The following is a 19,371-nucleotide window of genomic DNA, read 5'->3' on the forward strand; positions in this document are numbered from 1 at the left end:
CTTCGTGATCAAGATCGGCGGTTCACTCGGCGCAGAGATGGCCAGCACGTGCGCCGACATCGCCGGGCTTGCCGAACAGGGCAGCGAGGTGGTCGTCGTGCACGGCGGCGGAGCCGAAGCCGACCGGCTCGCCGCCGACCTCGGCCGACCCACCCGCAGCATGACCGCGCCCAGTGGCCGGCACAGCCGCTACACCGACGCGCCCGCGCTCGACGCGCTCGCCATGGCGATGCTCGGCCGCGTCAAACCGGCGCTGGTCACGGCGCTGACCGGGGCCGGACTACGCGCTGTCGGCCTGTCGGGAATCGACGGATCCCTGGTCACCGCCCGCCGGACGCCACCGGCCAGGGCTGTGGTCGACGGTGTCGAGCAGGTCGTCCGGGACGACTTCTCCGGACGGATCCACGAGGTCGATCCGGATCTCCTGCTGACCCTGCTGGGCGGCGGCTACGTCCCCGTGGTGTCGCCTCCAGCACTGGATCCGGCCAACGACATGCTCAACGTAGACGCCGACCGGTTCGCCGCCCGGCTCTCGGTCGCCCTGGCAGCCGACTGGCTGATCATCCTGTCCAACGTGCCCGGGCTCCTGCGCGACCTCGCGGAACCGACGAGCCTTGTGACCGAGGTGTCCTGCCAGGAGTTGTCCCGCTACTTGGACGACGCGGCAGGGCGTATGAAGGTGAAACTGCAAAGCGCGGGTGAGGCCTGTCTGGCTGGGGTCCCGCACGTCGTCCTCACCGACGGCCGACGGGACTCCCCGGTGCTCGCCGCACGGGCGGGGGCTGGCACGACATTCGTCAAAGGAGCCCCATGAGCACACACGCCGAGCAATTGTTGCGACACATGGTCGAGATCCCCTCGCCATCGGGCGGAGAGGCGGAGCTGGCCGCCTTCCTCGCCGGGGAGCTGCGGGAGTGGGGCTTCGAGACGCACATCGACGACGTCGGCAACGTCATCGCAAGGCGCGGCAGAGCCTCCGGCCCGACGATCATGCTGATCGGCCACTTGGACACCGTGCCGAGCCAGCTGGAGGTGCGGCAGGAAGGCACCGTCCTGCATGGGCGTGGCACGGCGGACGCCAAGGGGCCGCTGGCCACCATGATCTGCGCGGCCACGGCCGCCGAGGTCGGCCCCGTGCAACTGGTGGTCGCGGGAGTCGTCGAGGAGGAGACCTTCGGACGGGGTGCGACGCACCTCCTCGAGGGGCACCGGCCCGACGCCGCCTTCGTCGGGGAACCCAACGGCTGGTCCGGCGTCGGCATCGGCTACAAGGGGCGGGTCGTGGTGCGGTACGACGTGTGCCGTCCTGCCGTGCACACGGCCAGCCCCGAGGAAAAGGCCACCGAGGCGGCCATCGCCTTCTGGAACAAGGTCGTCGGCTACTGCGACGCGCACGCGGCGGGAAGCCGCGCCTCCGACCGGCCCGTCCCGACGCTGCTGGAAATGGGCGGCACGATCGAACAGGCTCGGATGACCGTCGCCTGCCGCACTCCCCCGGGATTCGCCCTGGAGGAGTTCGAGCGGTTCCTGGCCGACTCCGCCGGAGACGGTGTGCTGAAGATCGACGACCGGACTCCGCCTGTGCGCGTCGACACCCGTGGCGCCGCAGTGCGTGCCCTCTGCTCCGGGATACGCGCTCAGGGCGCGCGTCCCACCCTGAAGCTCAAGACGGGCACGGCCGACCTCAACATCGTCGAGCCGCGCTGGAAGGTGCCCATGGCTGTCTACGGCCCAGGCGACTCCAGCCTCGACCATACCGACCGGGAGCACATCGACCTCGTCGAATACGCGATCGCCATCGATGTGCTCCGACACGCACTGGAGACGCTTGCCGCCGAGCTCGTACAAGCCGAGGAGGCGGCAGCGGCCGATGCCCGGTGATGAACGCCGCAAGTGCCCCGCAGCCGTCGGGTACCGGCCCATGCCTTCTGCAAGGTCCCGCTCTCCCGTGAGCGCAGTCAGCCGGCCGCTCAGGATACGCCCCGCAGGGCGGGCCCCGGGCGCGAGATGGCCTCGGTCGAGAGGACCGGGTGGCCTGCAATGATCCGCTGATGCAGCTCCTGGAGGCGGGCGCATGGGTCGAGGCCGAGATGGCTGACCAGTGCGGCCCGGCCCGCGCGGTAGACCGCGAGGGCGTCGGCCCGGCGGTCGGACAGGTACAGCGCCGTCATCAGGCGCCAACGGAGCTGTTCGCGCAACGGGTGCTCGTCGACCAGCAGGCTCAGCTCACCGACCAGTTCCCGGTGGCGTCCGAGGGAGAGTTCCACGTCGAAGCACTCCTCCAGCAAAGTGAGTCTGCGCTCCGCCCAGTAAGCCGCGACCGGCTCGAGCGCCCGGCTCGCCAGCCCGGCCAACGGCTCTCCCCGGAACAGCGCCAGAGCCGCGCGGTAGTCGTCGACGGCGCCCTTCGGATCACCGGCCTCGGCCCGGTCCCGGCCGCGCTCTGTGAGCTCCTCGAAGAGATGGGTGTCCAAAGACCCGTCGGGCAGACGCAGCAGGTAGCCGCCGCGGACAGTCTCAATGAGATCAGCGTGGGCCCCGGCATTGACCAATGCCTTGCGCACCCGCCACACACAGGTCTGTATCTGTTTGTCCGCGGTAACCGGCGGCGTGTCGCCCCACACCGCATCGACAAGGCTACTGAGTGTCACAGCCCTGTTGACCTCGGTCAGAAGCACCGCCAGCACGGTGAGTTGACGACTTTCGGAGAGGGGAACCTTCTCTTTCCCGAAACAAACCCGCAACGGGCCCAGGACGCGGAAGAAGACCTTGGGGGCGCTGTCAGGCAATGACTCGGCATACATGGGAATCCTCCGTTCTATGACGACAACGGGACCCACGAATCGAGACACATCACGGCGAATTGGCTACCGCCGATATCTGCGAGGTATCCGTTAGCACGAGATAGGATCTCCATGCATTCATGGAACCTATCTTTCTCCGTGGGATTACACGTTCCCTAGCAATGGGTGAGTCGGCGGGGAAACCGTTGCGCTACCCGCAACGGTTCTGCCCCAAAAATGCCCACACTGAGAAGCGTGTGTCACTCCACGAAATATCGTGACTTGACAAGTGAGCTTGCTTTCGCAGGTTCGGCGCCGCTGTGTACGACCAGGCGGCCGCTGCCCACCGCGGCGTGGCCGATGTACGCCCCGCGCGGGGTGGCCAGCAGGTCCTTTCCGACGGTCGTTGGTGTCGAGGGTGAAGTCGCCGCTCAGGTCCGGAACCAGGGTGACCACGACATGCGTTTGCGGACCAGGTCGTTGTAGCGGACATGACGTTGGGTAATGCGGTCCTGGTAAACGGCGACCTCGGCCTCCGACATGTAGACGGTGCTGGCACCGTTGCGCCGCGGGAAGGGAAGCCACATCGGCCACTCAAGGACACTGCGGCCGTCCACTGCCTCGGGAACGGGGCCGACACCGACCGAAGCGACCGGCTGTCCCTGCCGCCACGAGCACTGCGGAAATTCAGCACCCCCCGCGACCCCGCGCAGCCGGCGGCGTTCATCAACCTCCGCGTCCTCGAGCCCGAACACACTTTTCACAGCGATCACGGGGCTCAGTACGGGTCGAAGGCGCTCGCCGACGCCTGCCACCGGGCCGGGATCCGCCGGCCGATGGGAGCGGTCGGCACCTCCGCGGACAACGCCGCCGTAGAGTCGTTCTTCGGGGGGACGGCGGCGTCCGCAGAGTGTCCTTTTCGACATGGATGCCCAACAGGGCGGCCAGGCGGGCACCGGGCCGACCGGCGAGCGTGCAGGCGATGGACAGCAGGACCGACCGCAGCAGCGGGGCTTTACGGGCGTGCGGCGAGGTCAGCCCCTCGACCTGTTCGGCGAACGTCATTGCGGAGCAGGCGCCATTCAGACACCGGAAGCGGCGTACCAGCAGCTCGATGATCACGGCCCGGCCGCCTATCGCAGCGTCCGCCAAACGTCGGACATACCGCCCGTGAATGGACGGCCTTGAACAGTGTGGACACGCTGCCCCGACAGCTCTGGCGTGCGCGTGCAGAACGATCTCGGCCGCCGACTGCTGGACGAACTCGACTACGACACCGGCCAGATGAGGAAGAAGCGCTTCAAGGCTTCGCGAACCACACCAGCGACAACGCGCCGAACCAACCACCGGGCACGGGTCCGATCACAAGATCTTCGACAGAGCCGAATTACGTGACGCTCAGCCCGTCAGAGATGGGGATTGCCGGCTCTGTCGGAGATCTTGTGACGTCACCTACCTGGTCTGGGCATCTATCGGGTGTGCGGTTCAGGGGGTTTGAGGCGGTTGCTGCCCCATTTAGCGGGTGTGGTGGTCGAGTCGGTCGAGCGTGCGGCCGGAACGGTCACGTTCTGCGCTCACTCCGCAGTGCCGACGGCGAGGTGCCCAAGATGCGGGGTGGTGTCGTGGCGTGTGCACGGCCGGTACGCGCGCCGGCTCGCTGACGCGCCGGTCGGCGGAGCCCCGGCGGTGGTCGAACTCGTGGTGCGCCGGTTCAAGTGCCTCAATCCGCTGTGTCCGGCGGTGACGTTCGCTGAGCAGATCGAAGGGCTGACCAGCCCGCATGCCCGGTACACGCCGCTGCTGCGCACGCTGCTCACCTCTATCGCCGCGTGTCTGGCGGGCCGGCCGGGTGCGCGGCTCGCGGCCGCGCTGAGCATCCCCGTCGCCAAGGACAAGCTCCTTGAACTCTTCCGTGGGTTACCGGAGTTAGCGCAGGCCAACATGCGCGTCCTGGAAGTCGACAACTTCGCGCTGCGCAAGGGCGACTCGTACGCCACGATCCTGGTGGACCTGGAAGAGCGGCGCCCGGTCGATGTGCTGCCGGGCCGGGACGCCGAGCCGCTGGCCGCCTGGCTGCGCGGCCATCCGGAAATCGAGGTGATCTGCCGTGACCGGGCTGGCGCCTACGCCGAAGGTGCCCGCAGCGGGGCTCCGCAGGCCCAGCAAGTGGCAGACGCCTGGCATCTGCTGCGCAACCTCGCCGAAGCTGTGGAGAAGACAGTCGGCGCCCATCACCAGTGCATCCGCAAGGCATTCACGACGGCCGAAGCCGTCACGGAGTCCGCCACGGCACCCAGGAGGAGGGCGGAGCCACCCCCGGAAGGGGCGCCGTTCATCCCGCCGGACGGCACCCGGGACGTCCTCGGACACCCGAGGCGGCTGGTGGCCCGCACCACCGAGCGGTACACAGCGGTGCAGCAGCTACTGTCCGAGGGTAAGTCCCTGGCCTCGATCGGCCGCCAGCTGCGGCTGGACCACTCGACCGTACGGCGCTTCGCCCGCGCCCAGAGCCTCGACGAACTGCTGGTCAAGGCCACCAACCGGGCATCGATCCTGGACGAACACAAGCCCTACCTGCACCAGCGCTGGCGCGAGGGCTGCCACGACATCCCGCAGCTGCACCGCGAACTGCGGGCACGCGGCTTCACCGGGGACATCCAGTGCGTCCGCCGCTACTTCCGCCCCTTCAAAAAGCCGCACAGTCCCAAACCGAAGAACCCGCCCGCACCTGCTCCCGAGCTGCGGCCCGCCCCGAAACCCCGGCGCGTCGTCCGCTGGATCATGACCAGCCCCGGACACCTCGCCGAGACCGACGCGGCCGAGCTCAAAGAGATCCGGGCCGCCTGCCCACACCTCGACGCCACCGCACGACACATCCGCGACTTCGCCGACATGATGCACGATCTGCGAGGCGAGGAACTGCCCGCATGGATGAACCGCGTCCTCGCCGACGACCTGCCCGCCCTGCACTCCCTGGTCAACGGCATGACGCGAGACCTGGACGCCGTCACCGCCGGCCGGTCCACGCACTGGAGCTCCGGCCAGGTTGAAGGCCACGTCACCAGAGCCAAGCTCCTCAAGCGCATGGGCTACGGGCGGGCCAACCTTGATCTGCTCCGCAGGCGCATCCTCCTCACGACGTGATCGCTGAGCCTCGTCATATGCTGCAGGCCATCTGCGGGCTGATAGAGGGATCGGACACGGTGGGCGAATCGTTCTTGCTGGTCTGCGACGACCTGCCACGCACAGTAGTCCTGACTGACTCTGGCCCCCGAGTCATCGAGATCGTGAAACTACTTCACAGGCAAACCGGGTTGAGCTTGTGGCACTGCAAGTCCCTCATCAGCAAGCTGCCGACGAGCATCCTCGAGAACGTGCCGGAAGAAGCCGCCACCGCCATGGTGGCCGAACTCCGCGCAGCCGGTGCCAGCGCTCATACCGAAGCGAGCCAGTAGGACCGCGGCGCCCTGATCGTCACAAGATCTCCGACAGAGCCGCCAATTCCCCATGTCAAACGCCAGACAATTCCCCACCCTCTCGCGTCTGGTTGCTGACGCGAGCAGTCAAGGCGGCGCAATCGTCCTCAGTGCCTGCACTGGCTCTCCAGGCGGCAGTGACACATCTCTCTTCCCAGTGCCACCAACCCTTATCGTCGCCGAGTTCCAACAGCTTGCGGATCCGCTGGATGTCTGCTTCCGGCGGGATGTCCAGCGCGACCATCCGGAACTGCTCGATGCCCTCGCCCGTGGTGCCGAGCCGGTGGAAGGTCTCCAGCACGGTCTGTCGGGCCGCAGCGGAGCCTCCGTCCTTCAGCACGATCAATCGGATGGTGCAGTTCTCCGAAGCTTGAACGGTCTCCCCGGCCCAGCGCAGGCCGTCGTCATCGACGTCCACGCGGACGACATCGCCGCTCGCGACCCCACGCACGAACCACGGAGCGTTGTCGAGACGTACCGTTCCGCGCCAAGGTCCAGTGCCCACAGGCTCTCGACGCTCGCCGGCGGCCAGCCGTCCTCGTCCACTTCCATCCGGAAGTGGACCTTCACGTGGGCGTCGCTGATGTTCGTCACCGCGCCATCATCCACGCGGACCAGCGGGGACGGAACGGCGGGGCTGCGGGAGCGATCACTTCAGCACCGCATGGCAGCGGTCAGGTGGTCGGAAGCTTCTCGGTGGGCTCCCTGGGGCGCTTGTTCGGCCGGTACCGAACGGCCCCACGCAGCAGAGGGAGCAGGACCCCCGGACTACGTCGAGCAGCGCCGCACTGCACCCAGTGCTGCACCGTGCAGCAGGCACAGCAGCGCCCCGGATGAGGGCGGAGTCGGGCACTGCGACGGATGTTCGGGAGGCCTCTACGTCTCAACGTCGGCCACGATGGTCATCTACCGAAGGGCGGTCACGTAGTAGATCACCCTGACTCCGTCGGCGTCGTCCACGTAGTCGCGCAGCAGGGTGTCGGGCACTGGGGTGCCCAGTTCCGGGTTGACGCTGATCGCGACGATCACGCGGTCCAGCCGGTGTGTCTCGGCCGCCGTCAGCTTCCCCAGCTGGCTCAGCGCCGGCTCCACCAGGACAACCTGGGACCGGCGCGGCCCATGATCATGCGACACGGGGCTGCTCGCCGCCAAGGCGCTCCAGATGGGCGTCGCGGGGTTCCTCCCAGCGGCCACGACGCCACGGCTGTCCTGGTCGGCCGGCTAACCGTGAATCCTCCTCCCGTGAGACGCGAACGCCTCGTCCCCGGCAGCGGCAAGGCCGGGGACGAGGCGTTTGTGCAGCAGCCGATGGCTACTACCGAGAGGACGACGTAGGTGCGCTTATGTCCAGCTCGGTGAGGGCCCGTTGGGATCTCCGTACGGCACCGGGCGGCCGGTGAGGGCGTCCAGGAGGATGCGGTCACCGAGTGGCTTTCGCAACTCGACCTTCACGCTCTGTTCGATCATTTCGGCGGTGCAGGGGCCACTGCGGGCACCGCCGACGGAGGCGTACAGCACTACGCTCTCGTCCGTCTCCAGCGCCTTGACGACGGGGCCGTTGTCGCAGGATCCGTGTGTGGCCTTCACCATGACGGATCGGCCGTCTGCCGCCGTCCCGGCCAGCCGGGCGACGCTCCTGAGACCGCCGGCGGAGCCCTGCCGGGCTTGTGCGATCGGCGGCCTGGGAAGCTTTGACGGGGTGACGGCGACCCGCCTCAGCGGGGTGTCGTAGCTCTCCAGCGTGAACAGCCATGCGGGAACAGTTGCCTTGCCCCGACTCGTCACGATCGTCGTTGTGCCCAGTCTCGCCCCCGTCACGGTCAGCCGGGGTCCGGCACTGCGGTTGAGGGCGAACGACTGGTACGCCTTCATCGCCCCGATCAGTGGACGGTTGAGAGGCTTTCCGCTTCCCCAGTCCACCTTCCCGTCGGCGGCGGCAGTGCGGGGCAGATTGCCGCGCAGGACGAAGTTCTTGGTCTCGTAGGCGTGCTCGTCTGCCTTGCTGTGCCAGCCGGATTTCGGCTGCTGCACCACGTCGGCCATCGGGTAGTAGCCCTGGTTCCAGGCCGTGGCGGCCGCGGATGCGTGCCACGCGTCGGCTACCTGGCGGGCGCGCTCCTGCTGCTTGCGCAGCGACTGATCGTTCGCGTGCCCCTCGTCGGCGCGCTGGTCGTTGCCGCAGCCGGCAAGGAGGCAAGTGCTCAGGAGCGGGGCCAGCAGCAGGCTGGCGAGGCGCTTCGCGTGCGTGTGCATGGAGTCCTCTGGGGGGCGGTCGGCGGCGGATTCCGTTGGGGAGCATGGCGGAGAGTTACTTCAGCGCCCGGCGCTGATCCCGCTCCACACCTTCGACGCGGAGAGGCGCCGTCGGGTTCACTCACGGGTTTCCTCACCGCCTGCTGCATCTCCGCCCATGCCCCAGGCGGCGAGAAAGGGTTCCTGGCCTAGTAGATCTTCAGGCCTTCCCAGGAGAGCACCTTGTACACCGGCTCGTAAAAACTGGAACGGTCCGCCTGGCCGTCGGAATCTCCGCAGGGCTGGTCGGCATAGCTGCCGCCGGACAGGATGCCCAGAGCCATCTCATCGCTGAAGAGGGGTCCTCCGCTGTCACCGTGCACCGAGCAGTTACTCGCCTCGATCATGTGGTGAAGCGTGGTGCCGTCGGTGTAGGTGACTGTCGCGTCGGTCGCCAGCACCATGCCCACCAGGTCCTGGCTCATGGTCCCCACGCGCTTGACCTTCTCCCCGTCGAACGCAGAGGCGGCGCGCGAGATCTGCCCTTCCGAGCCGTCCTTGTACTGGATCGTCCCGTATGGCGTGACGTTGCTGTTGGTGTACTCCACCACCCCGTAGTCGGACTGGTTCGTGTCGTTCCCGTAGACCCAGTCGGTGGCCCTTCCGAGGGGAATGTCCCCGCTCCGGCGGTGCCAGGTGACAGCGCCGTCCCCCATGCAGTGGCCGGCGGTGAGCATGTACTTTTTGCCGCTGGCGTTCTGTACGTTGAACCCGGCGGTGCAGGTGGTGATCCAGTCCGTCCCACCCGAGGTGTATTCCGATGTGATGCCCACGCCGCCGCGCATGGTGTAAGCGGTCGATTCGAGACCTGTCGGCGTGAGAGACTCCGGCGTAGATCTTAACTTCGACCCGGTTGCTGCTTGGGTCGATACTCCAGGCAGTGTCGGGTATCCCCGTCAGTTGATCCAGTTTCGCCTTGGCAGAGCTGAGCTCGGCCGTGCTGTGCGGGACGACCTCCGCTACCGCCCCAGCACTTCGCACGGTTTCTGCCGCCGCCTGATCGGTGACGGCGACAACGAGTCGTTCGTTCCGGTAGTAGATGCCCGCTGTGCGCTTGCTGCCCAGCTGATCGGCGATCGCCGCCGCCTTGGCGGGATCGGTCAGCGGTGCCGGCGCTGCTTGGGCGGCGGTCATGGTGGTCAGCGTGAGAACTCCGCCGACTGCCGCCGCGACTATCCCCCGGTACGCGTGATGACGTCTTCGCACGTGTACTCCTCTTCGAAGTTGGACTGCATTCCCGGTGATCGACGCGCTCGGGCGAGACTCACGACAACAGGCGGCCGATCGATGAATTGGACATGACAATTCCGCTTATTGGTGACATGTTGGCTTGAATCCACGAGCTGCGGCCGGAAAGGTCCCCGCGGAAAAGCGTCTTGGCCTCGCCATCCGTAGATGGCGAGGCCAAGACGTTCCATGAAGCTACAGCTCGATGCCGATGTCCTCGATGTCGGTGAACTCCACGCCCAGGCCGTGCGCGCGGGTGTTGTCGGCGCGGAAGTACATCTGCGCCAGGCCCTCGGCCGCGCTCTGCTGGAGCTGGCGTTCGGTGGCGCCCTGCTCCCGGGCGGTGAACAGGCGGTCCGCGAACTCGGGGGGGCAGGGCCTGGGTGATGTCGCGGATCTCGGGCGTCGTCGGTGGTGCCCGGGGCGGCGGTGAACCCGAAGCGGGCGCGGGTGGAGACGACCAGCCCGGTCGTGGTCGCGGCCTTCTGCTTCGCCTTCGCCCTGACCTGCGGCTGCCACCGCTTCTTGAGCTCGCGGTCTATGCGCTCGCGCAGCTCCCGGCGGGGCCGCTTGAGCGTGCCGACCACGTAGCGCTCCACGGTGCGCTGGGACACCCCCAGCAGCTGGGCGACCGCCTTGGTGGCCTTGAGCTGCTTGACCAGGTACTTCATCTGCGCCTGGGCGCTCTTGGGGGCGGGGCGGGTGAACGCATGCTCCAGTGCGCGGTCCAGGCTGTCCCCGATTCGTTCCACCATCGGCGGTTACTCCCCTTCCCCGGCCGTCTGGTCGTTCCTGATGAGGTTGGCGATGTTGAACACGCCGCCCTGCTCCTCGAACTGCCGCTCCGCCCGCAACACGGTCTGGGCGCCCTGGTGCTTGACCATCCCGGGCCAGACACCGAGCCGGAACGAGCCCGGGGCGGGCTTGCCCCCCGGCGTGTGCGGCAGGAAGTCCAGCGGGGACGGGCCCGGCGAGGGGCAGACGAGGGCGTCGGTGCCGATCGCGACCGGGTAGACGTCGGCCGCGGCCGCGGTCTTCATCATCTTGCGGTGCATGCTGACCCGGACACTGGCCAGCACGGCGGCGCGGATGTCGGGGCGCCACGTCGTGCGCTCCAGGCCCGGCCACGGCTCGTAGTACGGCGCCTGGCCGCGGTTGCGTTGGCGCAGCTTGCCCATGCCGCCCTTCGCCGTGGCCTTGATCGCCTTCAGGACCAGGGCCAGGGCCGGGTCGGCCTCCTTGGAGCGCACGGACTCTGGGCTCCAAGCCAGTGAAGCCTCGCCATCTTGAAGTCGCAGGTCAGCGAGGTGGCATGACGTCGTATCGGGGTGCTCGTGCTGGTCGTGGGCGGCAGTCTGTGTCCTGAATCGTCAGGCAGTAGTCAAGGCCGGCCTGTTCGTTTCCAGGTCGCGGAGGCGTACGGGTTCGTAGGCTCGCGGGATGACGGAGATCAACGAGGTCGCCGAACGCGCCGCAGCCCGCCGGGCGGGAGCTCGATGAGGAGGAGAAGCTCCTGGCCGAACGGCTCGATGCGGTCCGGCCTACCGTCTCCGTCACGCACCGTTCGTCGCATGAGAACAGGCAGACTCGTGAGCACATCTGAGGCTTCGTCAACGTCCTCGAAGGACCCGTCCGTGGACCTTGAGCGCCTACTGGTCAGGGCCGATGATCTGGCCCCGGCTGGCCTGGACGATTTCACGGAGTTGGCCTCGCCTTCGTCCGACGAAGACCCGCCGCCGATGACCAGCCCGACCCCGGAAAGCACGGCCTTGCTGAACCGGACGTTCACCGACAAGGCCGCGAGGGAGGTCAGGACGTCCTTCGCAAACGCCGACTCCTCGATCGTCGTCGATGTGGGGGTTTCGGAGCGGGCGGCGGGGGCCGCCGTGAGCTGGATGGCCGACATGCGACAGGTGTACGCCCAGTGCGCCGCGTGGACCATCAGCATCGGCGATCAGGAGATAACTGTTGAGGTGGTGGAACCGGCTGGTGATCCGCACAAGCCTCTCGAGGTGGAGCGGAGGTTCGGCGACGAGGCGCTGATGCGCACGATGCTCGCCGGTCCAGTCGGGCAGCAGGCCCAGATCACCACGCTCCTGGTTCGCGACGGTGACAGGTCCCTGGAACTGACGTTCCGTAGCTTGGCGGCCGGCGCAGGTAGCTCTGGGACGACCCGGTTGAACACCGCGATGTCGAAGTTCCTCGAGCTGGCTCCGGCAAAGTTCCTCGGTCTGCCGGTCGGCTAGAGATCCCCGACTGACGCGCGCACAACATGACGGAGAGCCCCGGCCAGGAGCATCACGGGAATCCGCCTCGTGCCCTGGTCGGGGCCTTGTGGTAGGGCGTTGTGTTTGTGCAGGCACCGAGCAGGTGGTGGTCAAACCGCACCATGCTGAGGTATCACTCCATAGGGATCGTCACCTGGCCGACAGGGCGTCGAACCAGGTGCCGCGATCACCGTGCGACGACCGTCGGCGAGCCCGTGCGGCGCGGGGTCGGCTCGGCGTGGCCGCCCCGCTCCTGCGTGTGTGCACGCCCCTTGTTCAGGGACGTGCACATACGCACTGTCGAGCAGGTCTGTGGTGAGGACGGTCAGTTGCTGCGGGCCTCGCGCAGGCGCCAGAACTGGTCGGACCAGGGGCCGAACTCCTCCAGTTCGAGGGGGGTCTCGCCGTCGTGGCTGCCTTCCTTCGGCGAGATGACCAGGTTGGGATCGATGGCGGAGGCGATGACGAAGTCGGCCTGCGCCGGGTCGGGGATGCGGATCTGCCACAGCTGGGAGTCATCGTTGCTGGTCTTGGAGTACACGAGCTCGGCGCCCGCCTTATCCTGTGTCAGGGCAACACACCGGTCGTGAGCGGCGTTCTTGATGCGCACGGTGCCGTTCTGGCCACTGATCGGAATGAGGCTCCACTGGCGGGTCTTGTCCCCGGCGGACAGGTACCCGTCCCGCCAGAGCCTGATCTGCACGTCCGCGTCCTGCCGCCCCTGCGGTGTCAGGTGCCGCCCACTGGCGGAATGGACGATCAACTGGAAGGTGCGGAAGGGAATGCGTGTCTCCACCATGCCGACTCCTCGGGTCGCTGCGGGAAGGACGCGAAGACCTGCTCGGGCGCGCACACCCCTGGGTAAGGAGCGTGCGCGCTGCCAGACCGCTTCGGCCGTTCCCCGGGCGGTAGTTTTGATGCGATCAATATGGATGATCATGGTCATTGCGGGGCGGAAGGCGCGCTCCCGTCGGCGGTTCTGTCACCCGCAAGGCGCTCGGGGTGAGCGTGCCCGGCTCCCGCACCACCTGTGATGAAGCCACGGCTGACAAAGCGGCAGCCGGCTATTCGGCATCCTGAAACGGCGCCGGGCGGCGCGGTCGGCCGTCAGTGTCCCGTGTCGGGCCTGGAGGCAGGGCCGACAGCCCACGCGGCGGAGTTCGACGACGTGCCGCATGCCGCGGATATCCGTGGTGTTTTGATGCGGCCGCAGGGGGATGTCGGTCCCGGCACGGGCTCCGCCGCCGAGAGGGCGAAAAACCCATGTATCCGCCAGGCGGCCCGCGAAGGCCCGGAGGACCAGCTCGAGCGGACCTATAGCTTGAACATCAGCCGGACAACTGCTGGGTGGCGCAGGCTGTGGGTGGTGGTGAACTTCATGAGGTGAGGGCTGCCGAGGGCTTGGGCGACCAGGCGGCCTCGGGTGAAGTAGCCGCCAAAGGCCTCTTTGAGGAGGCGCGGGGTTGATCAGAAACTTTGAATGCCCACTGGATGTGGGCTTCGGCGTGGGACATCAGGCATTCGTAGTCTCTGGCGTCGCTCCGGGCTCGCATGGTCCACGAGTTCGACCGCTCGACCACCCGTCCCCGTACTCGTCTGAGTGGCCCTGGCAAGATTTCCGTGAAACGGGGCTGTGCCACCGTGCGCCGGTGACGCTCCGTCACGGGTAGCGGCGTCGGAGGTGGGCCATGAGGACGACGCGGTGGCGCAGGAGTGGAACGCCGGCACGGCCGGCCGTGATCCTCTTCTGGAGCTTCAGATCCGTGATGCGGCCTTCGTTGACGCCGGAGTTGAACGGGGTGGTGATGCCCTGCACGACTGCCGGCTGGTCTTCGCGAATGGCGTTGGCCAGGCTCGCCAAGGCAGGCAAGCCGGAGGCCGCGAGGTGGTCGAGCCAGTCCGGCAGCGGGGCGGCGTCGCGGGCATCGAGCATGGCCGCGAACTGCCTTACCAGAGTGTGGGTTTGGTCGAGCTCCGGGCAGTGTTCCAGCAGCCGACGGAGTGCCTCGGCGGCGTGCAGGCCGCGCCGGGGCGGTGTGGTGGTGATCCACCGGGCGACCTGGCGGGGCGAGGGTGGCCGCTCGCGCGGTGTGTCGATCGGCAGACCGCGGCGTAGCGGCGCGATGGCCATCTTGACCCGCTGGTAGTGGCCGCGGTAGCCCTTCGCGGCAATCTCCTGGTGCAGCACGGTCGCGGTGTGCTCGCCTTCCTCCCACCGCTGCCTCAGATACTCCAGATACGGGTCGAGGCTCGTGGAGCGGCGGGGCGGAGTGCGCCGTATGCACTCCTGCCAGCAGGCAGCGCGTGCGTACTTGGCCACGGTGCGGCGGTTCAAGCCGAGTTCGCGGGCTATCGCGCTGAGACTGCGGGCCGTGCCGGTGTATCCCTGGACGGTCTCGACCAGTCGCTTCGCGTGACGGCGGGCGGGAGTCTCGGCCGCCTCGCACGGTTCGTCCGGCGGCGGTGGGGCCGGTTCGGGTTCAGGTACCGCGGCGGCCAGGCAGCCGCGGTGGGCCGCGGCGATGTCCGCGACCCGCTTCGACAGCCCCTGCCACAGGTGAAAACGGTCGCTGACCTGCACCGCGTCCGGGGCTCCCTCGGTGATGCCCTGCCGGTAGACCAGCGAACCGTCCCGGCACACCACCTCGACGCCGGGATGCGCACGCAGCCAGGAGGCCAGCTGCTCGGCATCGCGCCCGGCCCACAACTCGATCGGCAGCCGCCTGTCGGCATCCACGAGCAGCGTGCCGAACGCGAAGTCATCCACGCCCAGCACCCGCGGTGTGGCGACCAACGGAAGTCCCATGCGCATCAGCTGGAACAGCACACTCGTCCGCGACAACGGCGTCTTCAAGATGTGCAGAAGCCGGGCCCCGCCACGGCCGGCGAGCAGCACCCCGGCCATCTCGACCAGATGCTGCAGCAGCGGACTGCGACGCTGATAGCGCACCGTCAGCCCCTCCACCTGCTCGGCAAACGTCCGCCGACCGCAGTCCGCACTGTCACAGAACAACCGCCGCACCATCAGACTGATCAGCACCGGGCGGCCCCCGGCAGCGACATCGGCCAGCGTGCGGGAATACCGGCTGTGAACCCGCGCCGACGCGCACCGGCAGTCCGGACACGCCACCGTCAACTCGCGGGTACGGGCAGAGATACGAACCACACCACCCGACGACCACACCCGTTCCACCCGCACCACATCCAGGTGCGGCGACACAGTTCGTACGAGGTCATCACACTCGCCGAAAGTCCCGCTACCCGTGACGGAGCGTCATCGGCGCACGGTGGCACAGCCCCGTTTCACGGAAATCTTGCCAGGACCACGATCACTTGTACGCGGACACCACCCACCTCTTGGGCAGCACGACCAATCCTCTGGCGTCCTTGGGGCGGGGCACGACCTTGATGGTGATGCCGAGGGTGTCCTGAGTCCTCGTCCGCGCCCGCCGCATCAGCCGCCAGTGCCGCGCCCGGCACGCCGACGAGCAGAACGCCGCCGTCGCCTTCGTCGCCGGCATCAGCCGACCACCGCACCCGCGGCACAACCGCGGCCCCGGATCGTCGTCCCTGTTCACGACCGGCCTCAGCCCGGACACTGCATCCCTGCCCACGGGACCACCGTAGGGGTCCAGCCGAGGTAAGCCGAAACCCTGTAGAGCCCGCCTGCATGGCGTGAAATGCTCTTGGGCGACTACTGAAGGAAGGGAAGGTCAAAAAGGTGTACGTCCCGTCATCTGCACGAGTTCTCGATGATGACGAGCGTGAGCTCGTGGAGTTGGCACGCCGCACCATAGACGCGCAGACCGACGCCGGGCCCGACGAAGACGGGATCCACACGGTGGGCGCTGCGGTCATGGCCGCCGACTACCGGATGTTCGCCGGCGTGAACCTCTACCACTTCACCGGCGGACCCTGCGCCGAACTCGTGGCGCTGGGAGCCGCGCGAGCCCAGGGTGCCCGCCAGATGCGCTGTATCGTCGCCGTGGGAAACCACGGGCGCGGGGTCATCGGCCCGTGTGGGCGCGATCGGCAGGTCTTCGTGGACTACTACCCCACCATGCGCGTCATCGTGCCCACGTCCGCGGGGCTCAGGTCCGTGCTCGCCGCCGACCTGATGCCGCTGGCTCAGCGATGGACCCCGGAGGCGGGCATGAACGGTCTCGACCCATCGCTCTACCAAGACCCCGAGACGGCCGGTCCCCCGATCATCCGCTTCAACCCCCGCTACCTCGAAGTCGTCCGCTCCGGCGCCAAGACCAAAACCACCCGCTTCCGGGACCCGGCCAAGCTCGGCCCGGCACGGCTGGTGTTTGAGAGCGACCCCGAAGTCGTCCTGCCAGCAGAGGTGACCAGCATCAGGCACTGCCTGGTCAGCGACCTCACCAACCAGGACGCCCAAGCTGAGGGGCTGACGACCGCAGCCGAACTCCGGGAAGCCCTCAAGGGCCACTACCCAGATCTGACCGAAACCGACGAAGTCGACGTCATCACCTTCCAGATCAACGACAAGACGGGCGCCGCTTAAACCGCGGAGGCGACAACGACGACTGGGCCCGAGGTGACGACCAGCACCCAGGAGACCAAGATCATCCCTATGCCCTTCGGCCTACCTCGGCTGGACCACGAATATTGACGTCGACGTCCGTCCGCCCCGTCACTCCGAGAAGCCCCACCCGAAGCGACAAGCCCCTGACTGCACCGACCTGGCCAGGCGGATGGTGTGGCGTCTGAAGGGAGCTGACTTACGCGTGTCTCATTCCAGGACGCCCGGATCTGTCCCGTGCTCCCGCGAGGCTGTGAACGTTCGCGATATTCCCCAGCGCCGTGTTCACGTAATGGGCCAGGTCCTGGCTTGGGCGGGTTCTAGGTGATCTTGGGTTTCTCGGTCTTGGCTGTGGGGTTCTTGGGGCGCTTGTTGGGGCGGTAGCTGGGTCCGTTCATGATGACTTGGTGGCTGGTGTTGATCAGCCGGTCGAGGAGGGACTCGGCGACGACGGGGTTGGGGAAGAGCGGATACCAGTCGCTGGGCGCCCGATTGCTGGTGATGATCAGGGACCGTCCCTGCCGCTCGGAGACGAGTTCGTAGAGGTCGTCGGCCTGGGCCGCGGACAGCTGACGCATGGCGAAGTCGTCGAGGATGAGCACGTCGGGCCGGATCAGCTCGCGGATGCGCCGGTCCCAGGTGCGGTCCGCGTGGCCGCCGGCCAGTTCGGCCAGGATGCGGCTGGTTTTGGCGAAGCGGACATTGGCGCCCTGCCTGACGGCGAGGTGGCCGAGGGCCTGGGCGATGTGGGTCTTGCCGACACCGACCGGGCCGAAGAGGATGACGGACTCGCCGGCATGCAGCCAGCGCAGGGCTCCCAGGTCGCGGATCTGGGCGGCGGGCAGTTTCGAGGAGGCTGTGAAGTCGAACTCTTCGAGGGTGACCTGCTGCTCGAACTTTGCTCGTTTCAGACGTCGTTGGAAAGCAACGGTCTCGCGGCGGGTGATCTCGTCCTGGCAGAGGACCTGCAGGAAGTCCAGGTGCCCGAGCTCGCCGCCGTGGGCTTGTAGGAGGCGGGCGTCGAGGGTCTCCAGCATCCCTGACAGCCGCAGAGCCTTGAGTGATTCGCGCAGGGCGGTGTCCATCACGCTCATCACGCAACACCGTCCTGGCCCTGGTCATCGTGGTCGCCGTCCGACGTCCCGGGGGTCTCGACGGTGGCGAACAGCCCCTGCGGCCGTGCAGGAAAGCCGCGGCGCCAGCGTCTCCGGTCTCCGGCTCGGGGTCGGTCTCAGTGCCGGCGATCAAGATGCCCTTGATGGTGCGGTAGGACGGGTCGCCGACCGCGAGGGCTTTGGCGCAGGCGGCCTCCAGCCGCTGGTCGCCGTACTTCTTGCGCAGGCCCAGGATGCCCTGGGCGGCGCGGAGCCGGTAGAGGGCTCCGACTTCCAGCAGCGACCCGACGACCTCCCGGCAGGCTTCGCCCACTTGCCCAGCCTGGGGGCGGCACCAGATCGGTGTCTTCATCTGGAAGGCGATCTTCTCCGGCGGGTAGTCGCTCTTGTCGGTGCGTTTGCCCTGTTCAAGTGCCGCATGTGTCTTGACCAGTTCACCGTCGAGGAAGACCTGCACCATGGTGGCGGTGGAACGGACATCGACGCGGCGGCCGATCAGCTTCCAGGGCACCGAGTAGAGGGTGCGGCCGACCTTGATGTGAATGTCGGGACCGACCACGGCAGTTGACCAGCGGGCCAGCACGAACGGTGTCTCCGGCAGCGGCAGCAGCACCTCGGCCTCGATGGCCTCGAAGACCGAAATCGGCGAGGCCCCGCCCAGCGGGCGGCATTGCCGGCGGCCTGCGACCTTGCGGCACCAGCCGACCGCCTCGGCCTGCATGTGGTCGACGGAGACGAACTCCCGCCCGCGCCAGAACGAGTCCCGGATATAGGGCATCGGCCGCTCCACCCGGGGCTTGTCCTTCGGCTTCCCGGCCCGGGCCGGATCCACCAAGGCGCCATAACGGGTGGCGAGTTCGGCATACGCCTTGTTGAATTTGGGGTCGTAGAGGTCGGGTTTGTCCACCCCGGTGCGCAGGTTGTCCGGCACCAGCCGGCGCGGGACACCACCGAAGAACTTGAACGCGGCGACATGTGCTTCGGTCCATGCGTGCTGGTCCAGGGTGAGCACCGGGCGGATGAACATGTGCCGGGACGCGGGCAGCACCATCACGAACGCCCAGACCCGGTGCCGCTTACCGGTGCGCGGGTTGGTCCACTGGCCCAGGAAACCGTAGTCAATCTGGGCTTCCGAGCCGGGCTCGACCTCATCCCGCAGGACGGTGACCTGCGATCTCTTGGTCTCTCCGGGCAGCGTCGCCTCGATCCAGCGGTGCAGCGAGGAGCGGGATGCATGGACCCCGCGTTCGTCGCGGAGCCGCTGGTGAATGGTAGTGACCGTGACCGTCCCGAGCAGGCTGCTGATGTAGTCGCGGTGTTCGTCGAACTGGCTCCAGGTGATCTGGCGCAGTCGCCGGTCGGCGAGTTCCGGGAACCAGCTCTTGATCAGTTTGGCCCAGTCCTCCTCGCTCATGGGCGGCCCGCCCGGGGTGATCCCGGACAGTTCCGCCGGAGCCAGGTACTTCCTGACCGTCTTGCGGTCCACCCCCAGCGACGTGGCCAGCTCGCTCTTGGAGCGGCCTGCGTACCAGTGGACGTAGATCTCGATGATGTCGACCACGGTGAACGTTCTCCGTAAGTTGTTTGGTGGCCCGGGAGGGCCGGGTGTGGCTGAACGTTCTCTGCCTGCAGTGGCTCGCAAGGAGTGGCCGTCCGGCTCTTCGG

At 67.6% G+C, this 19,371-nt stretch carries 18 protein-coding genes and 5 pseudogenes; 8 read left to right on the top strand and 15 right to left on the bottom strand.

The annotated features are described in order from the left end of the window. Window positions 1–4: 4 nt before the first annotated feature. Together ACWC0C_RS43050 and ACWC0C_RS43055 are read left to right on the top strand one after the other, a co-directional pair. The gene (locus ACWC0C_RS43050; RefSeq protein ID WP_450870224.1) at window positions 5–814 is read left to right on the top strand and encodes a [LysW]-aminoadipate kinase; all 810 of its coding nucleotides are present in this window, start codon (window positions 5–7) and stop codon (window positions 812–814) included. Then, window positions 811–1,881, top strand: coding sequence for a M20/M25/M40 family metallo-hydrolase (locus ACWC0C_RS43055; RefSeq protein ID WP_450870226.1), 1,071 nt, complete (start codon window positions 811–813; stop codon window positions 1,879–1,881). Before ACWC0C_RS43050 ends, ACWC0C_RS43055 begins: the two co-directional genes overlap by 4 nt. Before the next feature lie 89 nt (window positions 1,882–1,970). Here the strand turns inward: ACWC0C_RS43055 and ACWC0C_RS43060 are convergent, their stop codons facing one another. Then, window positions 1,971–2,804 (bottom strand): AfsR/SARP family transcriptional regulator, encoded by an 834-nt coding sequence (locus tag ACWC0C_RS43060; RefSeq protein ID WP_450870228.1) that lies wholly within the window; start codon window positions 2,802–2,804, stop codon window positions 1,971–1,973. A gap of 410 nt (window positions 2,805–3,214) precedes the next feature. Next, window positions 3,215–3,556 (bottom strand): hypothetical protein, encoded by a 342-nt coding sequence (locus ACWC0C_RS43065; protein WP_450870252.1) that lies wholly within the window; start codon window positions 3,554–3,556, stop codon window positions 3,215–3,217. Here ACWC0C_RS43065 and ACWC0C_RS43070 point away from each other — a divergent pair. Continuing rightward, window positions 3,542–3,664 (top strand): annotated as a pseudogene (locus tag ACWC0C_RS43070) (IS3-like element ISRhosp5 family transposase); the annotation flags it as partial. The gene ACWC0C_RS43065 and the pseudogene ACWC0C_RS43070 sit on opposite strands and share 15 nt — an antisense overlap. Window positions 3,665–3,707: 43 nt before the next feature. Next, a complete protein-coding gene (locus tag ACWC0C_RS43075; RefSeq protein WP_450870254.1) occupies window positions 3,708–3,971 on the top strand; it encodes a hypothetical protein in 264 nt (87 codons plus the stop codon). Here ACWC0C_RS43075 and ACWC0C_RS43080 read toward each other — a convergent pair. Continuing rightward, window positions 3,924–4,130: pseudogene (locus ACWC0C_RS43080) on the bottom strand (hypothetical protein); the annotation flags it as partial. The gene ACWC0C_RS43075 and the pseudogene ACWC0C_RS43080 sit on opposite strands and share 48 nt — an antisense overlap. A 180-nt stretch (window positions 4,131–4,310) precedes the next feature. Here ACWC0C_RS43080 and ACWC0C_RS43085 point away from each other — a divergent pair. Together ACWC0C_RS43085 and ACWC0C_RS43090 are read left to right on the top strand one after the other, a co-directional pair. Continuing rightward, window positions 4,311–5,927 (top strand): ISL3 family transposase, encoded by a 1,617-nt coding sequence (locus ACWC0C_RS43085; RefSeq protein WP_450870251.1) that lies wholly within the window; start codon window positions 4,311–4,313, stop codon window positions 5,925–5,927. A 17-nt stretch (window positions 5,928–5,944) separates the two neighbouring features. Then, a complete protein-coding gene (locus tag ACWC0C_RS43090) occupies window positions 5,945–6,238 on the top strand; it encodes a ribosomal protein L7/L12 (protein ID WP_450870230.1) in 294 nt (97 codons plus the stop codon). Between the two features lie 55 nt (window positions 6,239–6,293). Here the strand turns inward: ACWC0C_RS43090 and ACWC0C_RS43095 are convergent, their stop codons facing one another. From ACWC0C_RS43095 to ACWC0C_RS43125, 7 genes and pseudogenes are all read right to left on the bottom strand, one after another. Then, window positions 6,294–6,764, bottom strand: a complete 471-nt coding sequence (locus ACWC0C_RS43095) for a DUF4265 domain-containing protein (protein ID WP_450870232.1) — start codon at window positions 6,762–6,764, stop codon at window positions 6,294–6,296. 401 nt (window positions 6,765–7,165) lie between these two features. Beyond that, complete coding sequence (locus tag ACWC0C_RS43100; RefSeq protein ID WP_450870233.1) at window positions 7,166–7,351, bottom strand: hypothetical protein; 186 nt, start codon at window positions 7,349–7,351, stop codon at window positions 7,166–7,168. A 249-nt stretch (window positions 7,352–7,600) separates the two neighbouring features. After that, complete coding sequence (locus tag ACWC0C_RS43105; protein ID WP_450870235.1) at window positions 7,601–8,512, bottom strand: hypothetical protein; 912 nt, start codon at window positions 8,510–8,512, stop codon at window positions 7,601–7,603. A gap of 188 nt (window positions 8,513–8,700) precedes the next feature. Continuing rightward, the gene (locus ACWC0C_RS43110) at window positions 8,701–9,324 is read right to left on the bottom strand and encodes a S1 family peptidase (protein ID WP_450870237.1); all 624 of its coding nucleotides are present in this window, start codon (window positions 9,322–9,324) and stop codon (window positions 8,701–8,703) included. Window positions 9,325–9,364: 40 nt separating this feature from the next. After that, window positions 9,365–9,685: pseudogene (locus tag ACWC0C_RS43115) on the bottom strand (alpha-lytic protease prodomain-containing protein); the annotation flags it as partial. Window positions 9,686–9,973: 288 nt separating this feature from the next. Further along, window positions 9,974–10,533: pseudogene (tpg, locus tag ACWC0C_RS43120) on the bottom strand (telomere-protecting terminal protein Tpg). A gap of 6 nt (window positions 10,534–10,539) precedes the next feature. After that, window positions 10,540–11,028, bottom strand: a complete 489-nt coding sequence (locus ACWC0C_RS43125; protein WP_450870238.1) for a hypothetical protein — start codon at window positions 11,026–11,028, stop codon at window positions 10,540–10,542. A 384-nt stretch (window positions 11,029–11,412) separates the two neighbouring features. Here ACWC0C_RS43125 and ACWC0C_RS43130 point away from each other — a divergent pair, with 384 nt between their 5' ends. Continuing rightward, complete coding sequence (locus ACWC0C_RS43130; protein ID WP_450870240.1) at window positions 11,413–12,024, top strand: hypothetical protein; 612 nt, start codon at window positions 11,413–11,415, stop codon at window positions 12,022–12,024. A gap of 346 nt (window positions 12,025–12,370) precedes the next feature. On the opposite strand, the gene ACWC0C_RS43135 is transcribed toward ACWC0C_RS43130, so the two are convergent. The 3 genes from ACWC0C_RS43135 to ACWC0C_RS43145 all read right to left on the bottom strand — a co-directional run bounded on the left by ACWC0C_RS43135 (window position 12,371) and on the right by ACWC0C_RS43145 (window position 15,566). Beyond that, on the bottom strand, window positions 12,371–12,844 hold the full coding sequence (locus ACWC0C_RS43135) for an RICIN domain-containing protein (RefSeq protein ID WP_450870241.1): 474 nt from the start codon (window positions 12,842–12,844) through the stop codon (window positions 12,371–12,373). A gap of 861 nt (window positions 12,845–13,705) precedes the next feature. Further along, window positions 13,706–15,265, bottom strand: a complete 1,560-nt coding sequence (locus ACWC0C_RS43140; RefSeq protein ID WP_450870243.1) for an ISL3 family transposase — start codon at window positions 15,263–15,265, stop codon at window positions 13,706–13,708. 109 nt (window positions 15,266–15,374) lie between these two features. Beyond that, complete coding sequence (locus ACWC0C_RS43145) at window positions 15,375–15,566, bottom strand: hypothetical protein (RefSeq protein WP_450870245.1); 192 nt, start codon at window positions 15,564–15,566, stop codon at window positions 15,375–15,377. Between the two features lie 251 nt (window positions 15,567–15,817). On the opposite strand from ACWC0C_RS43145, the gene ACWC0C_RS43150 reads away from it, so the two are divergent. Next, window positions 15,818–16,573, top strand: coding sequence for an ASCH domain-containing protein (locus ACWC0C_RS43150; protein WP_450870247.1), 756 nt, complete (start codon window positions 15,818–15,820; stop codon window positions 16,571–16,573). 338 nt (window positions 16,574–16,911) lie between these two features. On the opposite strand, the gene istB is transcribed toward ACWC0C_RS43150, so the two are convergent. Continuing rightward, window positions 16,912–17,685, bottom strand: coding sequence for an IS21-like element helper ATPase IstB (istB, locus tag ACWC0C_RS43155; protein WP_450870248.1), 774 nt, complete (start codon window positions 17,683–17,685; stop codon window positions 16,912–16,914). 82 nt (window positions 17,686–17,767) lie between these two features. Beyond that, a pseudogene (istA, locus tag ACWC0C_RS43160) lies at window positions 17,768–19,267 on the bottom strand (IS21 family transposase); the annotation flags it as partial. Window positions 19,268–19,371 lie beyond the last annotated feature (104 nt).

It is taken from the genome of Streptomyces sp. NPDC001709, assembly GCF_053596375.1.